The sequence below is a fragment of the Variovorax sp. WS11 genome (genome assembly GCF_010499245.1).
In the GTDB taxonomy this organism is placed as follows: Bacteria; Pseudomonadota; Gammaproteobacteria; order Burkholderiales; family Burkholderiaceae_C; genus Variovorax.
Genome location: NZ_JAAGOW010000004.1, coordinates 86,567 through 106,809 on the forward strand (window position 1 = coordinate 86,567; position 20,243 = coordinate 106,809).

Sequence of the window (20,243 nt, forward strand, 5' to 3'; positions counted from 1 at the left end):
GCACTTACTTTGGCCTGCACGCGTGACCGTGTCGCTGCACATGTCGACGGGCCTGCTCGCGCGGCGTCTTCAGCCATGGGTACGGTTTGGGCCGTCGCTTTCGCATTCGCGGCTCGATGCGCCCTGGGCGGTGGCCGACTTTGGATTGAGCGATCAATGCGAACAGCCGCTGGTTGTCCTTCGCGGCGCATAGTCCGCGCGTGGTCCACTCCGTCCATAGTTGCACCGTGTGTTTGAAGCTCAGGCCGCGCGGATCGACGCCGGCCTTGCAAGCGGCCTGCGCCATCAGCAGCCGGATCACGTTGTAGGCCAGCAGGTGCACCCACATCTGTTTCTCGTTCATCTGCGGCGTCTGGCAGCTCAGCACCTCCATGCCCGTGGTGGTCTTGAGGTTTCGCAGGTCCAGCTCGACGTTCCAGCGGCGTGCGTAGAGCGCCGACAGATCACTCTTGCTCACCTCTCGAGGCTCCAGCAGCGTGGTGACCAGCACCTGGTGGCCCACCTTGGCTTCGCGCAGCATGATGTCCTCGGGCACGCGCGCGTACTGCTCGTGTGTCATCCACTCGGGACGCGCCGGCCTGGGCCAGCACACGATGTGATCGCGCGTGCCCAACTGCTGGCCGCGGCGGAAGTCCGTGATCCGCGCTCCGTGCTGCTCGAACACGACGTCCACGCCCTTGTCCAGCAGCGCGGCGATCAGGAAGTAGTTGCAGTACAGCGCGTCGGCGAGCATCACATCGCCCGCGCCAAAGCCTTCGAGCAGGCGGCGCACCAGCGCGAGTTCTCCGCTGCCCTTGCCGCTGTACGGGCCAATCGCCGCGTCCAGGGCTGCTCCAGTGGCCAGGCAGATCACCGCCACCAGCCGCGCCAGCGGGAAGCCCACGCCCGGTGCCTGCGTGCTGGGCTGCGGATACACCGCCTGGTTCTCGGGCGTGTCGGGCATCGACAGGCCCGTGCCGTCCACCAACTTGACCGCGCGGCCTCGCCACTTCCAGGGCGCCAACGCCTTTGCGCTCAGCTCGCGCCCCGTTTGCTGTGTGAGCGCCGTGACCATCTCCAAGGGCAAGCGCTGGCGAGCCTTGCAATACGCGCCCGTGCGAACGCTGCACGCGCTCAACCCGTCGGCCGCGCGCTGCGCCGCCCAGCCATTGACCGCCTTCTGGCATGAGCCATCGGCCTCCAGCGTCTGGCGCATGAACATCGACAGCGTCACCGTCGGCGGATACAGCCGCTCGCGATGCTCGGGCAGCAGCGCTTCGGTCGTCTCGAGCAACTGCGGGCTCGTCAGGATGTTGAAGAACTCCACCGCCTCGGTCGTGCGTGCCCGCCGTTGAATGCCTCTGCGGCGTTGATGCAAATCGCTTCGGGCTTTACGATCCATGCTGGCTGGCCTTTGGTGAGATGGTTTGGATGCTTCGTAACCAACCATCCTATCGATCCAGGGTCAGCCACCCTCCCTTTGCAATCAAGCACTTACGCCTCGCCGACGGCTCAGCGGCCCAAAGTAAGTGCCATTCCTCTTAAGGGCAGCCATGCGAGCCAATCGCTCGCCGCGCGGCTCGCAATGGGTCACTGTGCGAAGCAATTTGCTCCGAATTCGCGTTGCGGCGCCGAAAAGAACCTCAATTCAGGCGCCGCGAACGATGTGACCACTGGATGGAGAAGTCCGGGGCCTTATTCAGCGTTGCCTTAAACGGTGGGTCATGCCGCCAAGCTGATTGACTGTCACACTGGGCGGCGTCGCGCCGGTTCTATTTTCTGCAGGCGAGTCCGCCTGAGGCACCGGCAAACCAAAGTACGGGCATGTCGACGATTCGTAGCTGCAAACGCGGCCCGAGATTATCGAAAGTGCAGCCAGCGCCAGCCCCGCCCAGAAGGCCCCGTGCTCCAAGTAGGTCCATTTCAAAGCTGGCCAGCCCCTCTTCCACATTGGTCCGATCCTCTCGGCCAAGAATGTCTCACTGCTTCGGTTGGGCGGGCCTATGTACTGAGTGATGCTGCTCACTATCACCCCTCCGGCAAACCCAGCGACTGCAAAGGCAATGACTGCCAGAAGCACGAACCAGGGGCTCATCGGGATCAGTAGTTGATCCTTCCCCGCCTTCAAGTTGGCCACGCCAACGTACACCGTGGCGAGGGTCAGGTATGCCTGAATGTGGAATTTGGTGTAGTCGTAGAGCCTTTCAAGGCTCTTCTCCCGGGCGGCGGTGTCCGCCGCGTTTTGCGCAGCACCACGGGCGAGCTCAGCGCCGTAGTCCGCTTTGCGCTTGTCCTGGAGCCAGGATTCGTCCTGGTCAGGCGGGCTCTCATTGACCGCTTCGCACATCTGATTTCCCCTTTCGGTACCTGGTCTCTACGCCATTGAGCTTTCTGTCGAGGGCTGCCGACCGGGCCGCCGGGCGCTGCGCCCGCTACGCCGGGCCCTTGCCGTACCCGACACACACCCGGACCACCGCAACGACCAGCAGCGCGAGTGCCGGGAACAGAAGGATGGGCAACAGAACCGACAGCGCATAGTGGGCGTCGCCGATCGGCACGGTGATGTCCAGAGCGGCGCCGATCGAACAGAGCACCACCAGGCCCAGGCCGATTCCGAACAGCCGCACGGCACGGTACTTCTGGGGAACCTGATCCATGATCTTGAAACGCCGCAGCACGAGCCACACGAGCAAGGCGACAACTGCACAGTACGCACCGAACGCAAGCACCTGCACGAGCGCGAGCGAGGGTTCATCAAAGACCGGCTGGTAGCTCCCGCTCGCCATCGCCACGTTCAGCACCCATCCGTCCAGCGGCAGGATGCTGGCCACCAGCGATGCAATGCCTAGCGAGGCCACCGCCGTGGACCACGCCCTCGAGGGCTCCGGCGTGCGCAACGCCTCCATGACCACGCTGCGCCAATCACGCCTGCGCCGCGTCGTGCCGTGGCGGTAGGCAACGACGAGCGCGACGACGACCACCAGGGTGAGCACGGCCGCCGGCGCGTCGATGAGTCGTTTCGGCGAGCTTCCGCTGCTGAAGACGCCGGCGCAGAGGATCGCCACCAGCGCAACCGGAAACTGCAGACGGTTCATCAGGGCCAGGACCATTATCAGAACAGTCACCCAGATCCACAGCGGGGCATTGTCGGTATTCGCCACGATGAAACCCATGCCGAGCACAAGGGGCACCAGGATCCACACGGCAGTCCGCTTCGAGGCCGCACAGGCCATCAGCACGCCGGCGCACAACGCTGCCCATCCGATGGTGGCGATTGTGTCCGGCAAATCCTTGGAGGCAACGCTCACGGTAACCAGCGTGATGCCCACGCCAAGCAGCAATGCAATCACCGCTGCGGCGGTGGCCGATTGCTTGGCCAGCGAGCTCGCCGCCATGTAGAAGGCGAACACAGGCAGGTGCAAGGCCCTGAAAAAGGTGGCTACGGCGCCCAGCTGCGCCGATTTGCCTGCCAGAGTGCTCTGCGTAGTCGCCATGGTGTGGGCGAAGGTCTGGGTCATGAGGTCGGAGCCAACCTCGGTGTGAAAGCTCTCTTTTGCGAGGAGCCCGGAGCCGATCAGGTCGCGCGCGGCCGCCGGACTGCTGCGGACGGTGGGGTCCTGCTGTTTAAACTGCCCGAGCATGCTCTGGACGAAGCCCCTATCCACATCGGCGATGGCTCGGATGCGGTGCAGCCGGCACATCAGAGTGTGGCCCGGGCCGGACGCCAGCGCCCCGTTGCTCTGGTCGGCTTCGACGGCGGTTGCGATGTGCCCCATCTCTTGCATGGCGATCTCGTAATGCAGTCGTCGACTCAGGGCGCGCGCACATCGGGGCAAAGCGTCGGGCATGTGATCGGCGTTCGATTTCAGGAATGCAAGCTCAGCCTGGAGTTCGGCATCGCAATCCTCCGCCTCCCAGTCGGCCTTGAGCTGCTCTCGCAATTGGTCCGACACACCCTTGCTCTCGTCCAACGCCAACGCCAGCTTTTTGAGTTCGTCGAACACTTTGTCGGGCTCGTCCTTGTACTGGTTGAATAGGCGCACGGGACTGAGCAGGATGTCCACGATGCGCGAACTGCAGTCCAAGCGCCCGTAGGTCCAATCGTTGGCGCGCCAAGAGCGCTTGTAGAAGGCGCCGAAATGCGCCACCTGGATGCCGCGCAGCTTGTCTGCCGCGGCATGCCGGCCGCCCAAAGGGCTCGCGTCATTGCCGCTGATTTGCACCAGTTCTATCAGCGTGTCCGAGCACATCTCCTGATGATCGGTGAAGGCGAACTCCACCACCTCCAGCGCCATCAGAACGCTCAACGTCCCATCGACCCCGGGATCGAGACCCGGCGTCGGCGCGGTCAGCATCTGGGACAGGTCCCACATGGCATTCAGCTCCGCGAGATCCTCGGAGCGGCTCGAGTTCGCGCCGTTGTGTGACTCTTGCCACAGCATGTCGGCGTGCTTTGATGCGCTACTGCAAACAGTGGCGACGCGTTGCCCCAGGTCTTTGCAGACAGCCTGCCTGCCCGGCGCCCGGGTGATGTCGAAGAGTTCCTCGAACAAGCCCTGGTGCCAGACCAAGATGGCGCGAACCTGCTCTTGCGGCGACTGCTTCCGCAGGCCCTGCTCTTCCTCCGTGACGAGTGCGTCGAGATGCTTCCTGACGATCGCTCGCCAAGCCTCGGTCTCCTTCGCGCGTTGCGCCTGAATCACGCGGACGCATTCGAAGAGTTCATCCCACTCCCGGCCAACGGCCATGCCAACCTTGAAGTGCTTCTCGTTGACTGACTGTACGAGGCGCAGCAGATTCATCGCCACAGTGATCGAGAACTCGATGGGGAACATGCCCCAGGTCCATTCACCGCCCACAGGGTCGTCCCGTTTGAATCCAGCGGGCAGCCAACCCCGACCCTCGTTGCTCGCGAATTGGCGGCGCATGGCGTCCCGCGTGTTCCTACCGAAGCGCTTCATGGTCTCGGCGTATCGGGCATCGCGCGAGGCCGCCAGGGTCAGCGGCTCGAAGATGAACAGCTCGAAGGTCGTCGAGAGGCGGCGCTCCCGATAGCTGCGGTACAGCTGCTCCGCAAGGTCGAGCACCTTGCTCGGCTGTCCAGCGAGCGAGATCGCCAGCGTTTGGACGTTCGAGCGCCGCGCCCTCACTTCGTCGTTGTGCCGGCGAATCTCCATGAGCTGGTCGGCGATGGTCTGGGAGGTAGGGATGCCCATGACGGCCGCGGCGATCACCGAGGACATCGCAGGCATTGGGGCTTCCTTTTTCTCGCCGAAGTCGAACGGCGGGCCGTCTCCAGGGTCGGGGTTGATGTAGGCCATCACGCGTCGCACCTTCGTTCTGTGCGGCATGTCGAAGATGGCGTCCCGGGCGCCGCGAAACGGCTTGTTGTCTAGGATGCCGCCATCGACGACGTAGCGGGTCTGCTTCATGGCGTCGTGGCGGTAGGTGCGTAGGTGCGATTCGCTGGTTGGACCGACGCGCGAAGGCTCGAAGGCAAAGGGGAAGGACGCGGTCGAGCGGGCCGCCCGGGCAAGCCGCTTCACGGCTTCCGGACCATGGAAGTCGTCCTGCGGGCCCTTCCGGCAGAAGTGAAAGTACGCGCGGTAGTCGACGTCGTGCAGGTCGGCGCCCAGGTCGTCAACATTGCGTCCCTGGGCGCCGCTGAGCATGGTGGCAGTGAGTTTCAGATCGAGCGGAAGCGCTTCGGTGCTGTGCTTCACGGCCTTCTGGGGACCGGCCAGCTTCTCGAAGGCGGCCTGGACTTCGGGCAGGAAGTAGTCGTCGCCCTTCAGGATCGAGCCGGGGTTCTGGGTGTCCATCGGGCTTCGCAGCAGCGCCTGGAAATCCCCGATTTCCGTCCAAACCTGGCGCAGTTCCATGAAGTCGGTATCGTGGACCAGAGCCAAGGCGAGTGCGGCGCCGTTGATACCCCCGGCGCTAGTGCCGCTGATCACGTCCACGCGCGCCTCGGTGTCGGTGAGTGCCAGCAGGCGCTGGTAGACGGGATGCTGGTCGCTGGTCCTGGCGGTGACCAGTCGCCAGATCTCGGCGGTCGCGCCTCCCATCCAGACGGCCAGGCTGACGCCACCATTCATCACGAGGGCGAGACGGAGTTCTTCGCGCATGTGAAGGTCCCTAGAGTGAGTCTCTGCGGCTGCAGCGTCTCAGTCGTTGGGGTCGAATCCCGCATCGGCTGCAGCCGCCTTGACGGCAACACCATCGTCGGGAAGTTCGAGCATAAGCAGCGCGGCAGCGTTGATCACGCCACTGCCGTAGCTGTTCGAACCCGCGGGCCATTTCCCCGGAGTCGAGCTGGCGCGCGCCAGCGCTTTGAACACCGCCGGGATCTGCCAGCGTCCGGAGTTGGCGTAGCGTTCACGCAGCGCGTCCACTTGGTGCCACGCCAGCCACAAGGCGGCGACTCCTGAGCAGGTAGCGGTCGCATAGGAGGTGCCATCGCCCTCCGGCTTCGGATAGATCGCCTGGGCCGCATCGCCGGGAGTCCGCTTTTCGGCTTTCACGCGACGAATGGCGTCTGCCGGCCCGCACAGGTCGACATGACGGCCGGTGGCCCCACTGGCCCATGGCTTGAAATCGGGACCCACCCCGCCCATCGTCATGCATCGATTGAAGCGGCCGGGGTAAATAACCCTCGGCCATACCTGCCCTGCGGCACAGCAAACGATAAGACCGTGCTCGTAGGCCGTGTCCAGTGCTTCGGCCACGCGGCGGTCGCCACGCAACGCTCCCAGCGATACATTCACGATGTGACAATCGTCGGCAACCGCCTCGAGAATTGCGTCTGCAATGGCAGACTGGACGTGGTCCACGATCACGCTGTCGGTCACCCGATATGGAACGATCTGCACTCCAGGCGCGACGCCATAGAACGGACTACCGGGCGCCTGCGGCAGGAAACCGGCAATCGCCGCGCTGATGCGCGTGCCGTGCCCGGGGAAGCCAGGCAGCCATTCGTCGCGGGGATCCTCGTCCTTCTGCGGCCAATGCTCCGATCCGCGCCCCACGTCGACTGTCATGCTCGCGCCGCCGTCCCAGCCCAGCGCGGCATGCTCGGTATATCCAGTGTCGATGTGTGCGACGCGAACGTCCTTCCACGGAAGCTGCGCACTGTGCGAAGGATGCGCCGCAAACATCTGCCATGCCTCGACAACATTAGCGCCACGCGGTCCTAGATTCCAGTCGTAAGGCCCCCGAAAATCCTTTGGCAGCGAGACAGCAGCGGCGCCCTGAAGGGCCGATTTGGCGGGAGCCTGGATCTTGGTGATTTTCGTCGCGCCCACCGGTCCACCGGGCAGGACAACAGCACCACGGTACATGAGCGCGAACAGTGCCTGTGCGTGCAGCGCGTTCACGGTCAAGGCGCCATAGCTGCGCAAGAGTGCTTCGAGCGCATCGTCGTCTGGCAGCTGCAACTTGCGGCGCAATAGCGCTTCTGCCGTACCAGGTATCACGAACACGTCTTCACCCGGCCCGGAAGTCAGGCTGCCCAAGCTGGCGTCCTCGCCAAGCGCGTCCTGGAGCTTTCGCAGGAACGCCTGCTGAGCGCCCTTCGCTTGCGACAGTTGAACGGTTACGACGCGGTCGTCGTCGGCATCGGAGTCTTGCGCATCATTGGTAGTCACGGTCGGCACGATGATGTTCCTTGATCCAACTCGGAGGAGCTTGCTTCTATGTCGCCCGTCTGATCGCTGCATCATCCAGATTGGGGATGAGTGCTGGGGCACTACCCATCCGACACCTTCCGGTTCAACCTGACGAAGTACGCACCGATGCTGCTTGAACGTGGCCCCAGCAAAGCCGCGCATTGAAACGCAGCGCGCTTGTGTGGATCCCGGCGTGTCAATTTGCACCGATCGCACAGGACACAGTTTTTGAGCCTCTCTTGAATTTCGAGTGGGTAAGATTTCGCCTGGCTGAACTCTGCGAGGGGTTGTGCGATGACTGCCAAGCTGTTCGAAGCGGCGCTCGGGATTGCTGCGCCCTGGTCGGTGAATTCGGTTGAGTTCGACGAAGGCGCCAAGCTGCTGACCGTGTTGGTCGACTTCGAACCCGGAACCCACTTCGCAGTTGCCGGGTATGAGGGTACGCACCCCGTGCATGACACGGTGGCAAAGACCTATCGACACCTGAACTTCTTCCAGCACGAGTGCCACCTGCACGTGCGCACGCCACGCGTCAAGCTGCCCAACGGCTCGGTTCGCCTGGTCGAGCCCGATTTCGCCGGACGCCTGTCGGGCTTCACGCTGCTGTTCGAGGCACTTGTCCTGATGCTGGCGCAGCAGATGCCTTTTGCGGCGGTTGCACGCATCGTGGGCGAGTCCGCCTATCGGGTCATGGAAGTTTGCAATCGCTACGTCGAGATGGCGTTGGGGCTGGCCGACTTCAGCGATGTCACTGCGCTGGCCATCGACGAGACCTCGCGTGCCCGGGGGCACGACTACGTGACCTTGGCCGCCGACGCAGTCGCCCGCCGAGTGCTCTTCGTCACCGAGGGCCGCGACGCCCAAGCCATAGCGGCACTGGCCTGCGATCTCGAGGCTCATGGCTGTCCGCCGCAGCAGATCAGCTCGGTGAGCATCGACATGTCCCCGGCCTTCATCAAGGGCGTGAGCGAGGAGTTGCCCAACGCTCAGATCACGTTCGACAAGTTCCACGTCATCTGGCACGCCAACACCGCAGTGGACAAGACACGGCGCATCGAACAGCGTACCGACAGGTCCCTCAAGGGCATGCGCTGGACGCTGCTCAAGGCAGCGCAGCTACAGCCTCACGCCCGAGGCCGCCGCCGATCTCTACGCATTGATCACACAGCCGAGCCTCAAACGCACGGCCCGAGCTTGGCTCTACAAGGAGCAGCTGCGAGAGATCCTGGAGCGCAGGCAGGTCAACGTGATGCGCGCCATGCTTCGGTACTGGAGCACCTGCGTCATGCGCTCGAAGGTCCAGCCGATGAAAGAAGTTGCCGCGCTCGTGCGCCGCCACATGGACGGCATCGTGGCCTGGTCGCAGACGCGTCAGACCAACGGCTTTCTCGAGGCCATCAACGGCCTGTTCCAGGCTGCCAAGCGTCGCGCCCGCGGCTTCGTGCGCCTGTCCACTATCAAGACGGTCATCTTCCTGATCGCCGGCAAGCTCGACTTCCAAGCCATCAACCCTCACGCTGGGCAACCCACTTGATTTTCAACAGAGCCGTTTTTGAGGGCACTTGTAAGTGGTTGTTGGGTCTGCCTGCAGAAGCGTGCTACTTCTGGCGATGCGGAGGCCGATCCGCGCGAGGGCATCCCCAAAACTGATGAGAGCCTGTTTGCCCCCGGGCACGTTCCCCGCCTACATTCCGTTGAATCGTTCACGCCTTGTTGCGGAGGAACTGTCATGGAACACGGTGCTGCGCGGCTCAGGGATGAACTCATCCATTCGTTCTTGGCGCTGCGCAAGGCGGTGGGGTTCATCGGCACGGCCCTGCCGTTCGCGATGCTGCTCGTGCACGGCGGCGGCTTGGGCTCGGTAAGCGAGGGCTACTGCACAGCCGGCAGCGCGCTCTTCGTGGCGGGCATCTGCGCCATCGGCACATTCCTGCTTTTCTACCGCGGCTACGACGCCAGGGACCGCATCGCCTCCTTTGTCGCTGGGGGCGCGGCGCTCGTGGTCGGCCAGGTGCCCTGCGCTTGCGGGAAGGACGTGGGACCTGAATTCATCTGGGGCTGGGGACCGTCCTACGCCGCGTCCGCCTGGCCGACCATCCACCTGCTGGCAGCCGCCGTCCTGTTCTGCATCTTGGCGCTGTTCTGCCTCTGGCTCTTTCCCATGAGCGATGCGCCGCCCCGTGCCAACCGACAGAAGGACCAGCGCAACCTCACCTACTACGTCTGCGGCAGCGTGATCGCCGGCTGCCTGCTGGCGCTGTTCGTGCACTTCGCCTTTGTCCGATGGCTGGGCCCGGCGGGCATGTTCTGGCTCGAGACCTTGATGCTGCTCGCCTTTGGCATCTCCTGGGCAGTGAAGGGCGAAGCGATCGCGTTCCTGAATGACGGTGGCGCGGCCGCGCTCACCCTCGGCGCCAGCCGCCGCCCGACTTGAAAGAGAATCGTATGAACGACAAGGTCCGCACGCGTTCCACCGGCCTGGCCGGCGTCACCAATCTGTCGGTGCTCGCCCCGCTGCGCACCGACATGGTCCCGGGAATCGAGCCGATGAGCTACGTCGGCCGTCTGCGCAAGGTGCTGGAGGCCGTGCACACGTCGCGCCAGAACCTGCGCGAGTCGGAGTTGTGGTCGGTCTTCCCCGACGTGGTCGGGCGCTTCGGCATCATTCATGGCTTCCGCTATGCACTGGTCGAACCCGAAGCGGGGCCCGAGGGCGCGCTCCCGGAGCTGGGTGTCTGGCGGCTTTCGCTCAACGTCACCTTCGATGGCGGTTGGGAGCCGTACATGCGCGTGATCCAGCACGGCATCGGGCCGCTGCTGGACCTGCTGTTCTGCCATTCGCCGGACTACCCGGGCTCGACCAAGGCCACTTTCGAGGATTACTGCGACTGGGTCCGCCGGCATGAAGTGCCCGCCGGACTGTTCTATGCCGACTCCGCAAGCACGGTGGGCGACAGCGGCTATCTCGCACGGTTGGAGGCGATGCAGCGTGACGGCGCATCGGACGATGCGCTTGCCCGGTACCACCAGCCTTCGGATCCACAGCGGCAGACCGAGGCGCTGGCCATCGCTTGGAAAAGCCCGAAGCGCGCCCTGGCCCTTCCACTGCGCACGCTCAAGGGCCTGTACCGGCTGGCCACTTACTTCCCGCCGAATGCTGACGAAGACGTTCTGCGGCGGTTTGCACAAGACGCGTTGAGGACGCCCATCGATTTCATGAAACAGATTGAGGAAAGGACCGGGAAGCCGTCGCTGACTCCGGACCTCACCGCTCTCAAGGACGCGTGGAACGGGATCAAGACCGTCGCGATGCGCGATGAACTCGACTGGCTGCAGTGGCGCGACGTCAAGAAACCCGAACCGACACCCGCCGTGATCGTCGACACCAAGGCCCTTCAAGCGCACGTACTGAGTACCGGGGAGCGGATGACGCACGGCTACCTGGTGCTGCTGCAGGTCAAGAACACGGACCAGGACAAGGCGCGGGCGCTGACAGCAATCGCCGGGCTCGCCGTGCGCTGCGGGCCCGTTGCCGACAAAGACATTGGCTACATGGTGGGCTTCACCTACCCGGGTTTGCAGGCGCTCGGCGTGACGCCCGATCGCCTGGCCGCATTGCCGCAGGAATTCCTGGAAGGCATGGAGGCGCGATTCGGCTTGCTCGGGGACCTGCGCACCAACCATCCCGACCGCTGGACTCGGCCCCTGCTATGGGGCCAGGACAGCGGACAGCGCGTGGATTTCCAGGCAGTCCACCTGATAGTGCAACTGCGGCTGAGGGACACCGCGAACAAGGGCGAGGAGCACCCGGACCTGCGGGAAGAAGTGGACGCCCTGCATCAAGCAGACAACGGCCTGCGGTTGCTCGCCGCGGAGCCGATGCGCAGCTACCGCGACCCCAAGGAGATCCATTCCGTGGGGCACATGGGCATCGCGGACGGTGTGAGCCAGCCGAAGCTGCCTTCGCTATCGGGCAACGACTTCGCGCATTACAACAATCAGGTCAGCGCGGGCGAGTTGCTGCTCGGCTACGCCAACGACCGCGGCGACCTTGAGCCCGAGGCGAAGGACCCGTTGCTGCACAACGGCACTTTCCTCGCGGTGCGCAAGCTGCGCCAGTTCATGGACCGGCTAGACGCCGTAGCGCCGCCGACCACCACCGAGGGCAAGGCGCTGCTCGAAGCGATGATGGGCCGAGGCGCAGATGGCGCGCCGCTGGGCGGCCTGCCGGCCGCCTTCAAACACGACAACGACTTCCGGTTCGATTCGCCCGCCAGCGATGCCTGCCCTTTACATTCGCACGTCCGGCGCTGCAACCCGCGCGATGGCCGCGACTACACCCCTCGCATCTTGCGTCGAGGCATGTCCTGGGGGACATATTCCGACTCGAAACGCGAAGCCGCTCGCGGCGTCATGTTCATGGCCTACTGCGCCAGCCTTGCGGAGCAGTTCGAGACCCTCCAGCGCTGGGTTGCCGGCGGCAACGCCAGCGGCGCGGGCTCCGCCCAGGGCGACCCGCTGCTGCGCGTGCCGAAAGAGGGCGAGGACTACACCTTCCGCTACCTGGCCAACGGCAGAGTGCAGCGCGTGGAGCTTTCGGACCAGCCGCTGGTGCAGTTGCAGTGGGGGCTCTATGCATTCATACCTTCGCTCGAGGCGCTGGAGACCTTCGCGGAATTCACCAAGCGGGCGAAGGCGGCGAACGCGGCTCCTGACCCGCCGCCGCCAAGCAAGGCCGCGATCGAGGCCGTCCAAGCACTGGGGAAGAACCGCGAGGCCATCCGCGCACTGCTGGAGGACCGCGACAAGAGCGAAGTCGTGTGGAAACGGGTGCGCGACGGCAGCCTGTTGGCGCCGAAGGCCAGTGCTTACGGCACGCTGCTGGGCACGCTCGATGAGGTGCTCGCGGCCTTGAGGGACAAGCGCCGCGTCCTGTATTCCGTTCACGGCTACGGCGAGCGGATGAAGGAAACGATCGGCCTGAACCTTCTGGGGATGGACCCCGACGACCCCCAACGCATCGAAGAAATGCCGGTGAAGAAGGTGATCGCCGACGTCGACGAGTCCACTGCTTTCGATGACGCCCTTTTGGAGGGCCAAACCGTTCTGAGCGAAATCGATCCTCTTCCCAGCGCGGCCGGCGACAACGTCGTCCGCCGCCCCATCGACCTGGTGGACTTCAGCAACCATGTGCTCGCCCGACTCTGCAAGAAATGGTTCGGCTTGCCCGACGAAGATCTGATGGTCACGGGGGGCTACCGGGCAGGTCAGTTTCCCGTCAAGCCGGTCCTGTGTCCCGGCAGCCTTGGCCCAGCCTCGCGCTACATGTTCATGCCGCATCCGCAACCCAGTCTGGAGGCCGACGGCAGGGCCCATGCGACGGCCGTACGCGAGGCGGTGGAGGCTTGGCTGAAACGCGATCCCGATCTGACCGGGCATCGGCTTTCCCGCGATATCAAGGCCGCCTTGGGGGCACCGACACTGGAGCGACTGGCTGCGAACATCGCCGGCACGATGCTCGGCTTCACGCCCTCGGTGCAGTCCAACTTTCTGCGCACGATGGAAACCTGGATCGATGGCGACCGGGCCTTGTGGGTGCACCAGCAGAGCCTGTTCGAGCAGTCAAGCACAAAGGACATCACGTACGACGAGGCCGCAGATGCACTGCGCAAGCCGCTGATGGCCGCCCTTCGGCAGCACCCCGTTCCCACCATGGCATGGCGCTGTCCCGTGGTGAACGGCAAGGTTGACACCGCCGAGAACAAGCGCGTGGTGCTGGGCCTGCAGTCCGCGCTGGCGGAACCCGGAGCTCCGCCCGTGCTGGTGTTCGGCCGCGACAACAACGACTACGACAAAGACACCACCGTGCACGGCTGCCCCGGCTACGAACTCGCCATGGGCGTCATGCTCGCGATGATCGCCTGCCTGATGAAGGCCGGCACCCTGCGGCCGACCGGATCGCCGGTGCTGCTGATCCTCACGCAGCCCGCGCCGTAGCGGGCTGCAGCTGGAGGCGCAGCATGGCAGCACGCCCGAGGTGCCAGTCCATCTGCATCCGCGAGAACGCGGCCGCCGCCGGCTCCAGCAGGTGCAGCGCGCGCTCGGCCTCACCGAATTGCCAGGCGATCTCCGCGGCGCACAGCTGCATCTTGGCCAACTCGTGGGCCGAGCCGCGTCGCCGCGCGCCGCGCATGCCCCATGCCAGGTAGCGCCCGACCTGCTCCGGGCGATGCGTCGCCGCGTCGCGCGCCAACGCCCGGCAGCTCATGGGCAGGCCCAGCACGTCGCGTTCGCGCCCCCGCAGCAGCGCCTGCACCGCATGTGTTCGACCCTCCGCATGCCGACCCAGGTCCACCAGTCCTTCGGCCAGCCAGCCGTGGTACAGCGATCGATAGAGGCAACTGTCGCGCGGCTTGAGCCACTCCGACACTTCGAGGATGGTCGCCAGACTCTCGGGCCGACGCCGTTCCATCCAGTCCGCGAAGGCGCTGATGCCGCGGGCGATGGAGAGCTGCAGCAGGCTGTGCGTCGCCTCGGCCACCCGCCACGAGTCCATTGCCGCGGCGCGCGCATCCTCCCAGCGACCCTGCCACAGCAGGACGGCCGCGCGCCAGCCATGCACCGAGGCACCCACCTCGTAGTTCTGGCGGCCGATGCAGGAAACGGCTTCGTCGAACAAGGCGTAAGCCTTGTTGAACTCCCCGTGCTCCGCCATGACGATGGCCCGGCAGGCCAGCGAGAACGCCAGCCCGGCGCTGGTGCGCTGCTCGCTGCGGTTCTGCCGTCCAACCGCGATGGCCTGGTCCAGCAGTGGCAGCGCGCGATCGTAGTGCGCTGCCGCGCAGTACATCTCGCCCAGCGCAGCCACGGCGTGCATGGTCAGCCGCCGGTCCCCCGCGGCATGGGCATCTTCAAGCGCCGCCGCGCAATGTCGGATGGCGGCTCGCGTGTCGCCCAGCGAGTAGCAGACGTAGCCCAGCCAGACACGCGCACCAGCAACCGTGGAGCGCTCGCCGTGGCGCTGCGCCAGTTCCACCGCGCGCGTGAACAGCACCTGCTCGCTGCGCATAGCATCGAAGACGCAGCCGCGTGCCAGGCGCTGCACGATGCTCACCCAGCGCAGGGCCGTTTCGGCGGATTGCGGCTGCCGCTCTAGGGCCGCCAGCGCGACTCGGTACAGCGCGCGCGCGCGGTCCAGGGCCGATGCCGCCAGCGCCTTGTCGCCCGCCTGCTCCGCGTAGTCCGCCGCATTGGACGCATCGCCCCCCAGGTGGTAGTGCAGGGCCAGTGCTTCCAGCACGTCTTCGCGCGATGCGCTGGGGCCGTGGCTGAGCAGGGCCTCGGCGATGCGCAGGTGCAGCTTCTCCCGCTCGTGCAGGCCCACGGCGTCGTAGATAACGTCACGCGTGATGACGTGCTTGAATCGCAGCGTGCCCACGCGCTCGCCGGTGAAGAGCAGGTCGCGCTGCACCAGCTTGCCCAGCACCGCATCGTCGATGCGGCGCCCGGTAAGGCGCTCCAGCAGCCAGGCCGGGATGACGTTGCCGATGACGGCGGCCACCTGCACGAACTCGCGCTCGGCGCGGTCGAGCCCCTGTACGCGCGACTGCACAAGCTGGCTGAGCCATGCCGCATTGGCCGCGACGCGGCCCGGCTGTCGCTCCGGCTCGCCTCGCTGGGCGGAATGGCACAACTCCTCCAGGAACAGCGGATTGCCGCTCGCCGCATGGCAGATGCGCGCGGCGAGAAACGGGTCCGCGCCAGGCAAACGGGCGGAGACGACCTGCAGCGCCTCGGCGGCGCCGAGCGGAGGCAGCGCATGCGTGCGGTCCACGGGCAGCGCCTGCGCGCCTTCCGGACGCGTGCACAGGATAACCAGCAGCACGCAATCGATGCGCGCCCGCAGGGCGGCCAACAGGACACGGGACGCATCGTCAGCCCACTGCCAGTCGTCGATGAACAACACGTGAGGCCGCTCACGCGCCGTGAGTACGAGCGACCGCTCGATGTCCGGCGGCGACCCGGACTTGCGGCCCAGGGCCTGCAGCATGTGCAGGAACGGCTGGCAGGGTTCGGCGCCCGTGCGTTCGCAGTAGCCGCGCAGAACAGCGCAGCCCTGCTGCACCGCGTGCGCCAGGAACTGATCCACCAGCCGCGACTTGCCCTGCCCGGGCGGCCCGACGATGGCCAGCGCGCGCGGACCACCAGCCATGGCTGTGGCGAGTTCGGCGTTCAGCAGTGCCAGTTCGTCCGCACGGCCGAGGAACCCGGTGCCGGAACGGTAGGCCGCGCGCACGGCTTCGGAGGAACTGGCGCGGGCATCCACCTTGTAGACCAGCACAGGCGCCGCGCTTCCCTTCACGGGTAGCAGCGTCGGCGGGCTGGTGACGAAGAAGCGGCGCGCCGGGCCCAGGGTCTCTTCGCTCACCAGGAGCTCGTGCGGACCGGCGCACGACGCCAGCCGCGCCGCGATGTTGGGCACGAGACCGAACAGTTCGTGCTTGCCCTGCGTGGTGCCGCCCTTGCCCACCAGCACCAGGCCGGAATGGATGCCGATGTGAAGCGAGGGCGTGAAACCAGCCGGCAGGGCGACCGGCATAGAGCGCACCCGGTCGTGCAGTTCCAGGGCGGCCTGCACCGCCTGGCGGCCGGCGTCCTCCCCGCCGGAGAAGCCGAAGGTGGCGAGCACGCCGTCGCCCTGCACACGCTCCACCATGCCGCCGTGGCGCTTGATCGTGCCCGCGTAGATGGCACGCAACTGCGCGATGAGGGCGCCGTAGTGCTCCTGCTCCATCAGGTCCGACAGTGCTGTTGAATCGGATAGGTCGGCGAACAGGAGTGCGAGATACCGCCGTTCCTCCTGGGCGTTCACCTTGCCGCTTGGCGCTTCGTTGTGCATGGACGTCACTTTTCCCTAACCATAATACGGCAGTACTACTGACGTGGAAACCGGGAGGTCAACTCTGACCCTCGAAGCAAGCTGCTGTACTGCTGTACTGCTGTACTGGTGTTGGTCGGCGGATGCGGTCATCAAGCTCCGAGCGCCAATGATCCGCGTCGCCCCGGATCGATTCGCCTGGCCACACGGACATAGCTGCGTTTCGGGGGACGAGATCGTGCTTTGGGCACGCGCGCCGACGAGATTCAACAACGCTGACCTCGTCGCCCAAGCGCGTTAGTAATCGGCGGAGCAGCGAGTCAGGTGCGGTGGGGTCGGTGGCCGGGCACGCGGCGCCTTTGGCATCTGCGCCGGCGCGCATCGAGCTTGCGGCGACCAGGCGGCGATCACGCGGTGGGCCTGGCTCCTGCCGACTTGGGCGGTGACCTTCGTCGTGCCAGGCTTCGGGCGGCACACCTCGCCGCGATCCAGGCTTTGGTCGCTCACACGCTGGCCGACGCGGAAGTCCTGCTTGTGATTGATCTCCGACGGGGGCTGCAACGGCGCCGGAGGCGCCGGTGATGGGGAAGTGCCCCCTGCTGCTCATCGGCCGGCATGACGGCCGCGTACAGCACGCAGAAGCGCTGTTTGCTTTGCTCGTCGAGCAGCCGGTGTGCCGGCTCTGCCAGGCCATGTCAGTTTGTCGCGGCGAGGTGGCGCCCTCTTCACCCTCTTCTGCCCTGCCGTGCGGGCTTTTCAAGTTCACGGGTCATTGAACATAACAAGGCGTGCTCAGTTGACGCATGGGAGCTGAGTTGAAATGTCGCGTTCTTCCTCGCGTCGCCCCCTGATTTCGTGGCACAACGATGGCAACATCCGCGGCGACGATCACCATGACCATCTGCGAAACCGATCGACTCTAGACGGTCCAAGCCGTGATGGGTCGCTTGGTACGCGTCGATCAAGCTGAGCAGCGGCTGGGCCTGGCCGACGACAGCTTGAGTAGCTCGTCCAACGGAACACGGTCGATGGGGGGCCGGCCTCCCGAGGACTGCTTCTTCCGATTGCCCGCAGGCGCGAATGCTTCGATGCGATCCGGGGCCGTTCAATTCGCGGTGATCCCCAATGTTTTCACCAGCGGTCCAAAGCGTGCTTGGTCTGCGGTCATAAGATGATCCAGCACCGACGGCGCGCCGGGTGTGGCCGTAAGGCCGAATTCGGCTAGTCGCTTCGTCACATCCGGCTGTGCCAGCGCCTTGTTGACTTCTGCGTTAAGCCTTTGCACGACGTCGGCCGGTGTGGACGCGGCGGTAAAAACGCCGAACCACACAGCGATGTCGAGGTCGGCGTGCGACTCCTTGAATTCCGGTAGGTTGGGAAACACTTCTTTCGCGGCTGGGCCGCTGGTTGCCAACGGGATCACATTGCCGGCCTTCACCTGTGGCATCGCCTCGGCCATGCTCACGATAACCGCATCGACGTCCCCAGCCATGAGGCCTTGCAATGCAAGTGACGTGCCCTTGTACGGAACGTGCGTCAATTGCAGCCCGAGGCGGCTTGCGACCAGTTCCATTGCCATATGAGAAGGGTGGCCTGAACCGCCGCTGCCGAAGTTGATGGCCTTGGGTTTGGACTTTACGAGCTGGGCGAAATCGGCAAACGTCTTCACCTTGAGCGCGGGGCTGACCAGCAGCACCAGCGTGGCCTTACCCAACAGTGCGACGGAACGGAAGTCCTTGGTCGGGTCATAGGGCAACTTGGGGAAGACAAAGGGGTTTACCACCATCACCGCATCGGGCGCGACGAGAAGCGTGTGGCCGTCGCCCGGCGCCTTGGCGACATAGTCAGCGGCAATGGCCCCGCTGGCGCCCGCGCGATTGTCCACGATGCTCGGCTGGCCCAGAGCTTCGCCAAGCTTCTGCGCCATGAGTCTGGCGATAACGTCACCTAGTGCCCCCGGGGGGCTACCAACAACGACCTTGATTGGACGCGAGGAAAGCGGTTGCGCCCACACCGGCAGGCTGGTCGATGCAGCGAATCCGGTTGCGAGCATACGCAGCAGTGCGATGCGGCGACTGGGAAAGGGATGGGAATGGTCGGTCATAGGGTCTCTTTTCGTGTGTGCTGCTGTCGTGCTCAGCTGAGATCCTTCTTGCGGGCGCGTCGCACCGGGGAGGCTTTGGAAGGATGAATGAAGGAAGAGTCGAAAGCACTCTGGTCCGCGTGCGCCGAAAGCACGAGCATTGCTTTAGCCATGCGCATCCATGAGTCCATGAGGTGCTGAAACTCCTCATCCTCTCCCGCGATGAGCTGCCGGACGCCAAAACCACGCGCGATCGCGAAGGTGAGGCGAACCACGTCCTTGGCTTGGCGTTCCGGATGTCCAGCCTCCACCAGTGCGTCCAACCAAGCTTGCTCCACTGGCAGGCGGTATTGCTGCGCCAGACGCTTCACATCGCTACCGAGCGTGGAGCCCGGGTCCACCATCATCAGGTCGAGCGAGAGTAGGAAGTCGTCGCCCAGGAAGAACTCGCGACTGTCGGCCACCAACTGCTCCAGCAGCCGCTCAGGTGCATCGCGACCGGCTTCGATGCGGTTAATCGCGCGCTGCTGCGTTCTTCGATAGACCTCTTCCAGCGCCTGCAGCACCAGCATGTCCTTCGAAGGGAAGTGGTGCGTCTGCGCGCCTTTGGACACGCCCGCGTGCTCGGCCACTTCGGCGGTGCGAAAGCTTGCATATCGCTTTTTCTTCAGCAAATCAATGGCACAGTCGATCAGCTTGCGCTGGGTCGACTGGGTGCGTTCGGCCTGGGTACGGCGAGGGCGTGCGGAAGCAGGTGGCCTGGGCATGGCGTGTATCTCTATGGGTGGATGGAAACCCGTAGTGTCATCTCACCAATGCCCTCGCAAGCCGCGCGGATCTCGTCGCCGGCCACCACCGGTCCCACACCCTCGGGCGTTCCGGTCAGGATCACATCGCCCGGATGCAGCGTGTAGAGGCGCGAAGCGAGCTCGATCAGTTCCGGGATGTCGATGGTCATCGCGCCTGTCGAGCTGTGCTGGCGCCGTTCGCCGTTCACCCAGAGCGACATCGTGAGCGCGTGCGGATCGGCGATTTCGTCGGCGGTGACGAAACAGGGGCCGAGTACGGTATAGGTGTCGGGCGATTTGCGGAAACTACGATCCTCCGCGCCGCGCACTGTCATGTCCAGCCCAATGCAGTAGCCCGCGACGTGCGACATGGCATCGGCGCGCGAGATGGCGTGGCCAGCCTTGCCGATCACCACGCCCAGCTCTACCTCGTGGTCGGTACGCCGCTCGGGCAGAATGATCATTACGCCCTCGGCAGGCCCGGCGATGGCCGAAGTGGCCTTGAGGAACAGACCGTACTTCTCGGCGGGGCGCTCCACTCCCTCGAGCGCCTTGCGGTGCACGCCTTGGTCCACGCCTGGGTCCTTGGTGTCGTGCTCCACGTGCAGTCGGTAGTTTGCCGGCGCGGCCATCACCTTGCTTGGGTTGGTGATCGGGCTGTGCAGGTGCACCTGCGAGAGTTTGTAGGGGCGCGCACTGCGCGGCACGAGGCGCGCGGCGTCCATCAACGCGGGCAGGTGCGTGATCAGCGGGTCGCCCAACGGCACGGGCCACCGCAGCTGCGGCAACGCGTCGAGCGCCGGCGTGATGTCGAACACCTCGTCGCCTTCGATCAGGCCCAGGCAGTC

The 20,243-nt window shown here is 65.1% G+C and carries 10 protein-coding genes and 1 pseudogene; 3 read left to right on the forward strand and 8 right to left on the reverse strand.

What is annotated here, in order from left to right; all coding sequences use genetic code 11:
• Nucleotides 1-4: 4 nt before the first annotated feature.
• The 4 genes from GXN78_RS29745 to GXN78_RS29760 all read right to left on the reverse strand — a co-directional run bounded on the left by GXN78_RS29745 (nt 5) and on the right by GXN78_RS29760 (nt 7,634).
• Nucleotides 5-1,381 (reverse strand): IS4 family transposase, encoded by a 1,377-nt coding sequence (locus GXN78_RS29745; RefSeq protein WP_106561512.1) that lies wholly within the window; start codon nt 1,379-1,381, stop codon nt 5-7.
• A 297-nt stretch (nt 1,382-1,678) separates the two neighbouring features.
• Nucleotides 1,679-2,326 (reverse strand): hypothetical protein, encoded by a 648-nt coding sequence (locus GXN78_RS29750; RefSeq protein ID WP_106561428.1) that lies wholly within the window; start codon nt 2,324-2,326, stop codon nt 1,679-1,681.
• Between the two features lie 85 nt (nt 2,327-2,411).
• Complete coding sequence (locus tag GXN78_RS29755) at nt 2,412-6,107, reverse strand: patatin-like protein (RefSeq protein ID WP_106561427.1); 3,696 nt, start codon at nt 6,105-6,107, stop codon at nt 2,412-2,414.
• A 39-nt stretch (nt 6,108-6,146) separates the two neighbouring features.
• Entirely contained in the window at nt 6,147-7,634 is a 1,488-nt protein-coding gene (locus GXN78_RS29760; RefSeq protein ID WP_164255879.1) for a S8/S53 family peptidase, read from the reverse strand.
• 306 nt (nt 7,635-7,940) lie between these two features.
• Between GXN78_RS29760 and GXN78_RS29765 the strand changes: the two are divergent.
• From GXN78_RS29765 to GXN78_RS29775, 3 genes and pseudogenes are all read left to right on the forward strand, one after another.
• Nucleotides 7,941-9,180 (forward strand): annotated as a pseudogene (locus tag GXN78_RS29765) (ISL3 family transposase).
• Between the two features lie 195 nt (nt 9,181-9,375).
• On the forward strand, nt 9,376-10,080 hold the full coding sequence (locus GXN78_RS29770) for a hypothetical protein (protein WP_146163121.1): 705 nt from the start codon (nt 9,376-9,378) through the stop codon (nt 10,078-10,080).
• Between the two features lie 11 nt (nt 10,081-10,091).
• Nucleotides 10,092-13,643, forward strand: a complete 3,552-nt coding sequence (locus GXN78_RS29775) for a Dyp-type peroxidase domain-containing protein (RefSeq protein WP_106559136.1) — start codon at nt 10,092-10,094, stop codon at nt 13,641-13,643.
• Here the strand turns inward: GXN78_RS29775 and GXN78_RS29780 are convergent.
• The 4 genes from GXN78_RS29780 to GXN78_RS29795 all read right to left on the reverse strand — a co-directional run bounded on the left by GXN78_RS29780 (nt 13,624) and on the right by GXN78_RS29795 (nt 20,213).
• Nucleotides 13,624-16,545 (reverse strand): adenylate/guanylate cyclase domain-containing protein, encoded by a 2,922-nt coding sequence (locus GXN78_RS29780; RefSeq protein WP_106559135.1) that lies wholly within the window; start codon nt 16,543-16,545, stop codon nt 13,624-13,626. The genes GXN78_RS29775 and GXN78_RS29780 overlap by 20 nt on opposite strands.
• Nucleotides 16,546-17,629: 1,084 nt before the next feature.
• On the reverse strand, nt 17,630-18,628 hold the full coding sequence (locus GXN78_RS29785) for a tripartite tricarboxylate transporter substrate binding protein (protein ID WP_106559134.1): 999 nt from the start codon (nt 18,626-18,628) through the stop codon (nt 17,630-17,632).
• 32 nt (nt 18,629-18,660) lie between these two features.
• Nucleotides 18,661-19,374, reverse strand: a complete 714-nt coding sequence (locus GXN78_RS29790; RefSeq protein WP_106559133.1) for a TetR/AcrR family transcriptional regulator — start codon at nt 19,372-19,374, stop codon at nt 18,661-18,663.
• Between the two features lie 11 nt (nt 19,375-19,385).
• Nucleotides 19,386-20,213, reverse strand: a complete 828-nt coding sequence (locus GXN78_RS29795; RefSeq protein WP_343231038.1) for a fumarylacetoacetate hydrolase family protein — start codon at nt 20,211-20,213, stop codon at nt 19,386-19,388.
• Nucleotides 20,214-20,243: the final 30 nt, after the last annotated feature.

Excerpts from the sequence above, each read along its gene's own strand:
- GXN78_RS29750 (WP_106561428.1), bottom strand. The coding sequence starts at position 2,326 with ATGTGCGAAGCGGTCAATGAGAGCCCGCCTGACCAGGACGAATCCTGG.
- GXN78_RS29755 (WP_106561427.1), bottom strand. The coding sequence starts at position 6,107 with ATGCGCGAAGAACTCCGTCTCGCCCTCGTGATGAATGGTGGCGTCAGC.
- GXN78_RS29745 (WP_106561512.1), bottom strand. The coding sequence starts at position 1,381 with ATGGATCGTAAAGCCCGAAGCGATTTGCATCAACGCCGCAGAGGCATT.
- GXN78_RS29780 (WP_106559135.1), bottom strand. The coding sequence starts at position 16,545 with ATGCACAACGAAGCGCCAAGCGGCAAGGTGAACGCCCAGGAGGAACGG.
- GXN78_RS29770 (WP_146163121.1), top strand. The coding sequence starts at position 9,376 with ATGGAACACGGTGCTGCGCGGCTCAGGGATGAACTCATCCATTCGTTC.
- GXN78_RS29785 (WP_106559134.1), bottom strand. The coding sequence starts at position 18,628 with ATGACCGACCATTCCCATCCCTTTCCCAGTCGCCGCATCGCACTGCTG.
- GXN78_RS29790 (WP_106559133.1), bottom strand. The coding sequence starts at position 19,374 with ATGCCCAGGCCACCTGCTTCCGCACGCCCTCGCCGTACCCAGGCCGAA.
- GXN78_RS29775 (WP_106559136.1), top strand. The coding sequence starts at position 10,092 with ATGAACGACAAGGTCCGCACGCGTTCCACCGGCCTGGCCGGCGTCACC.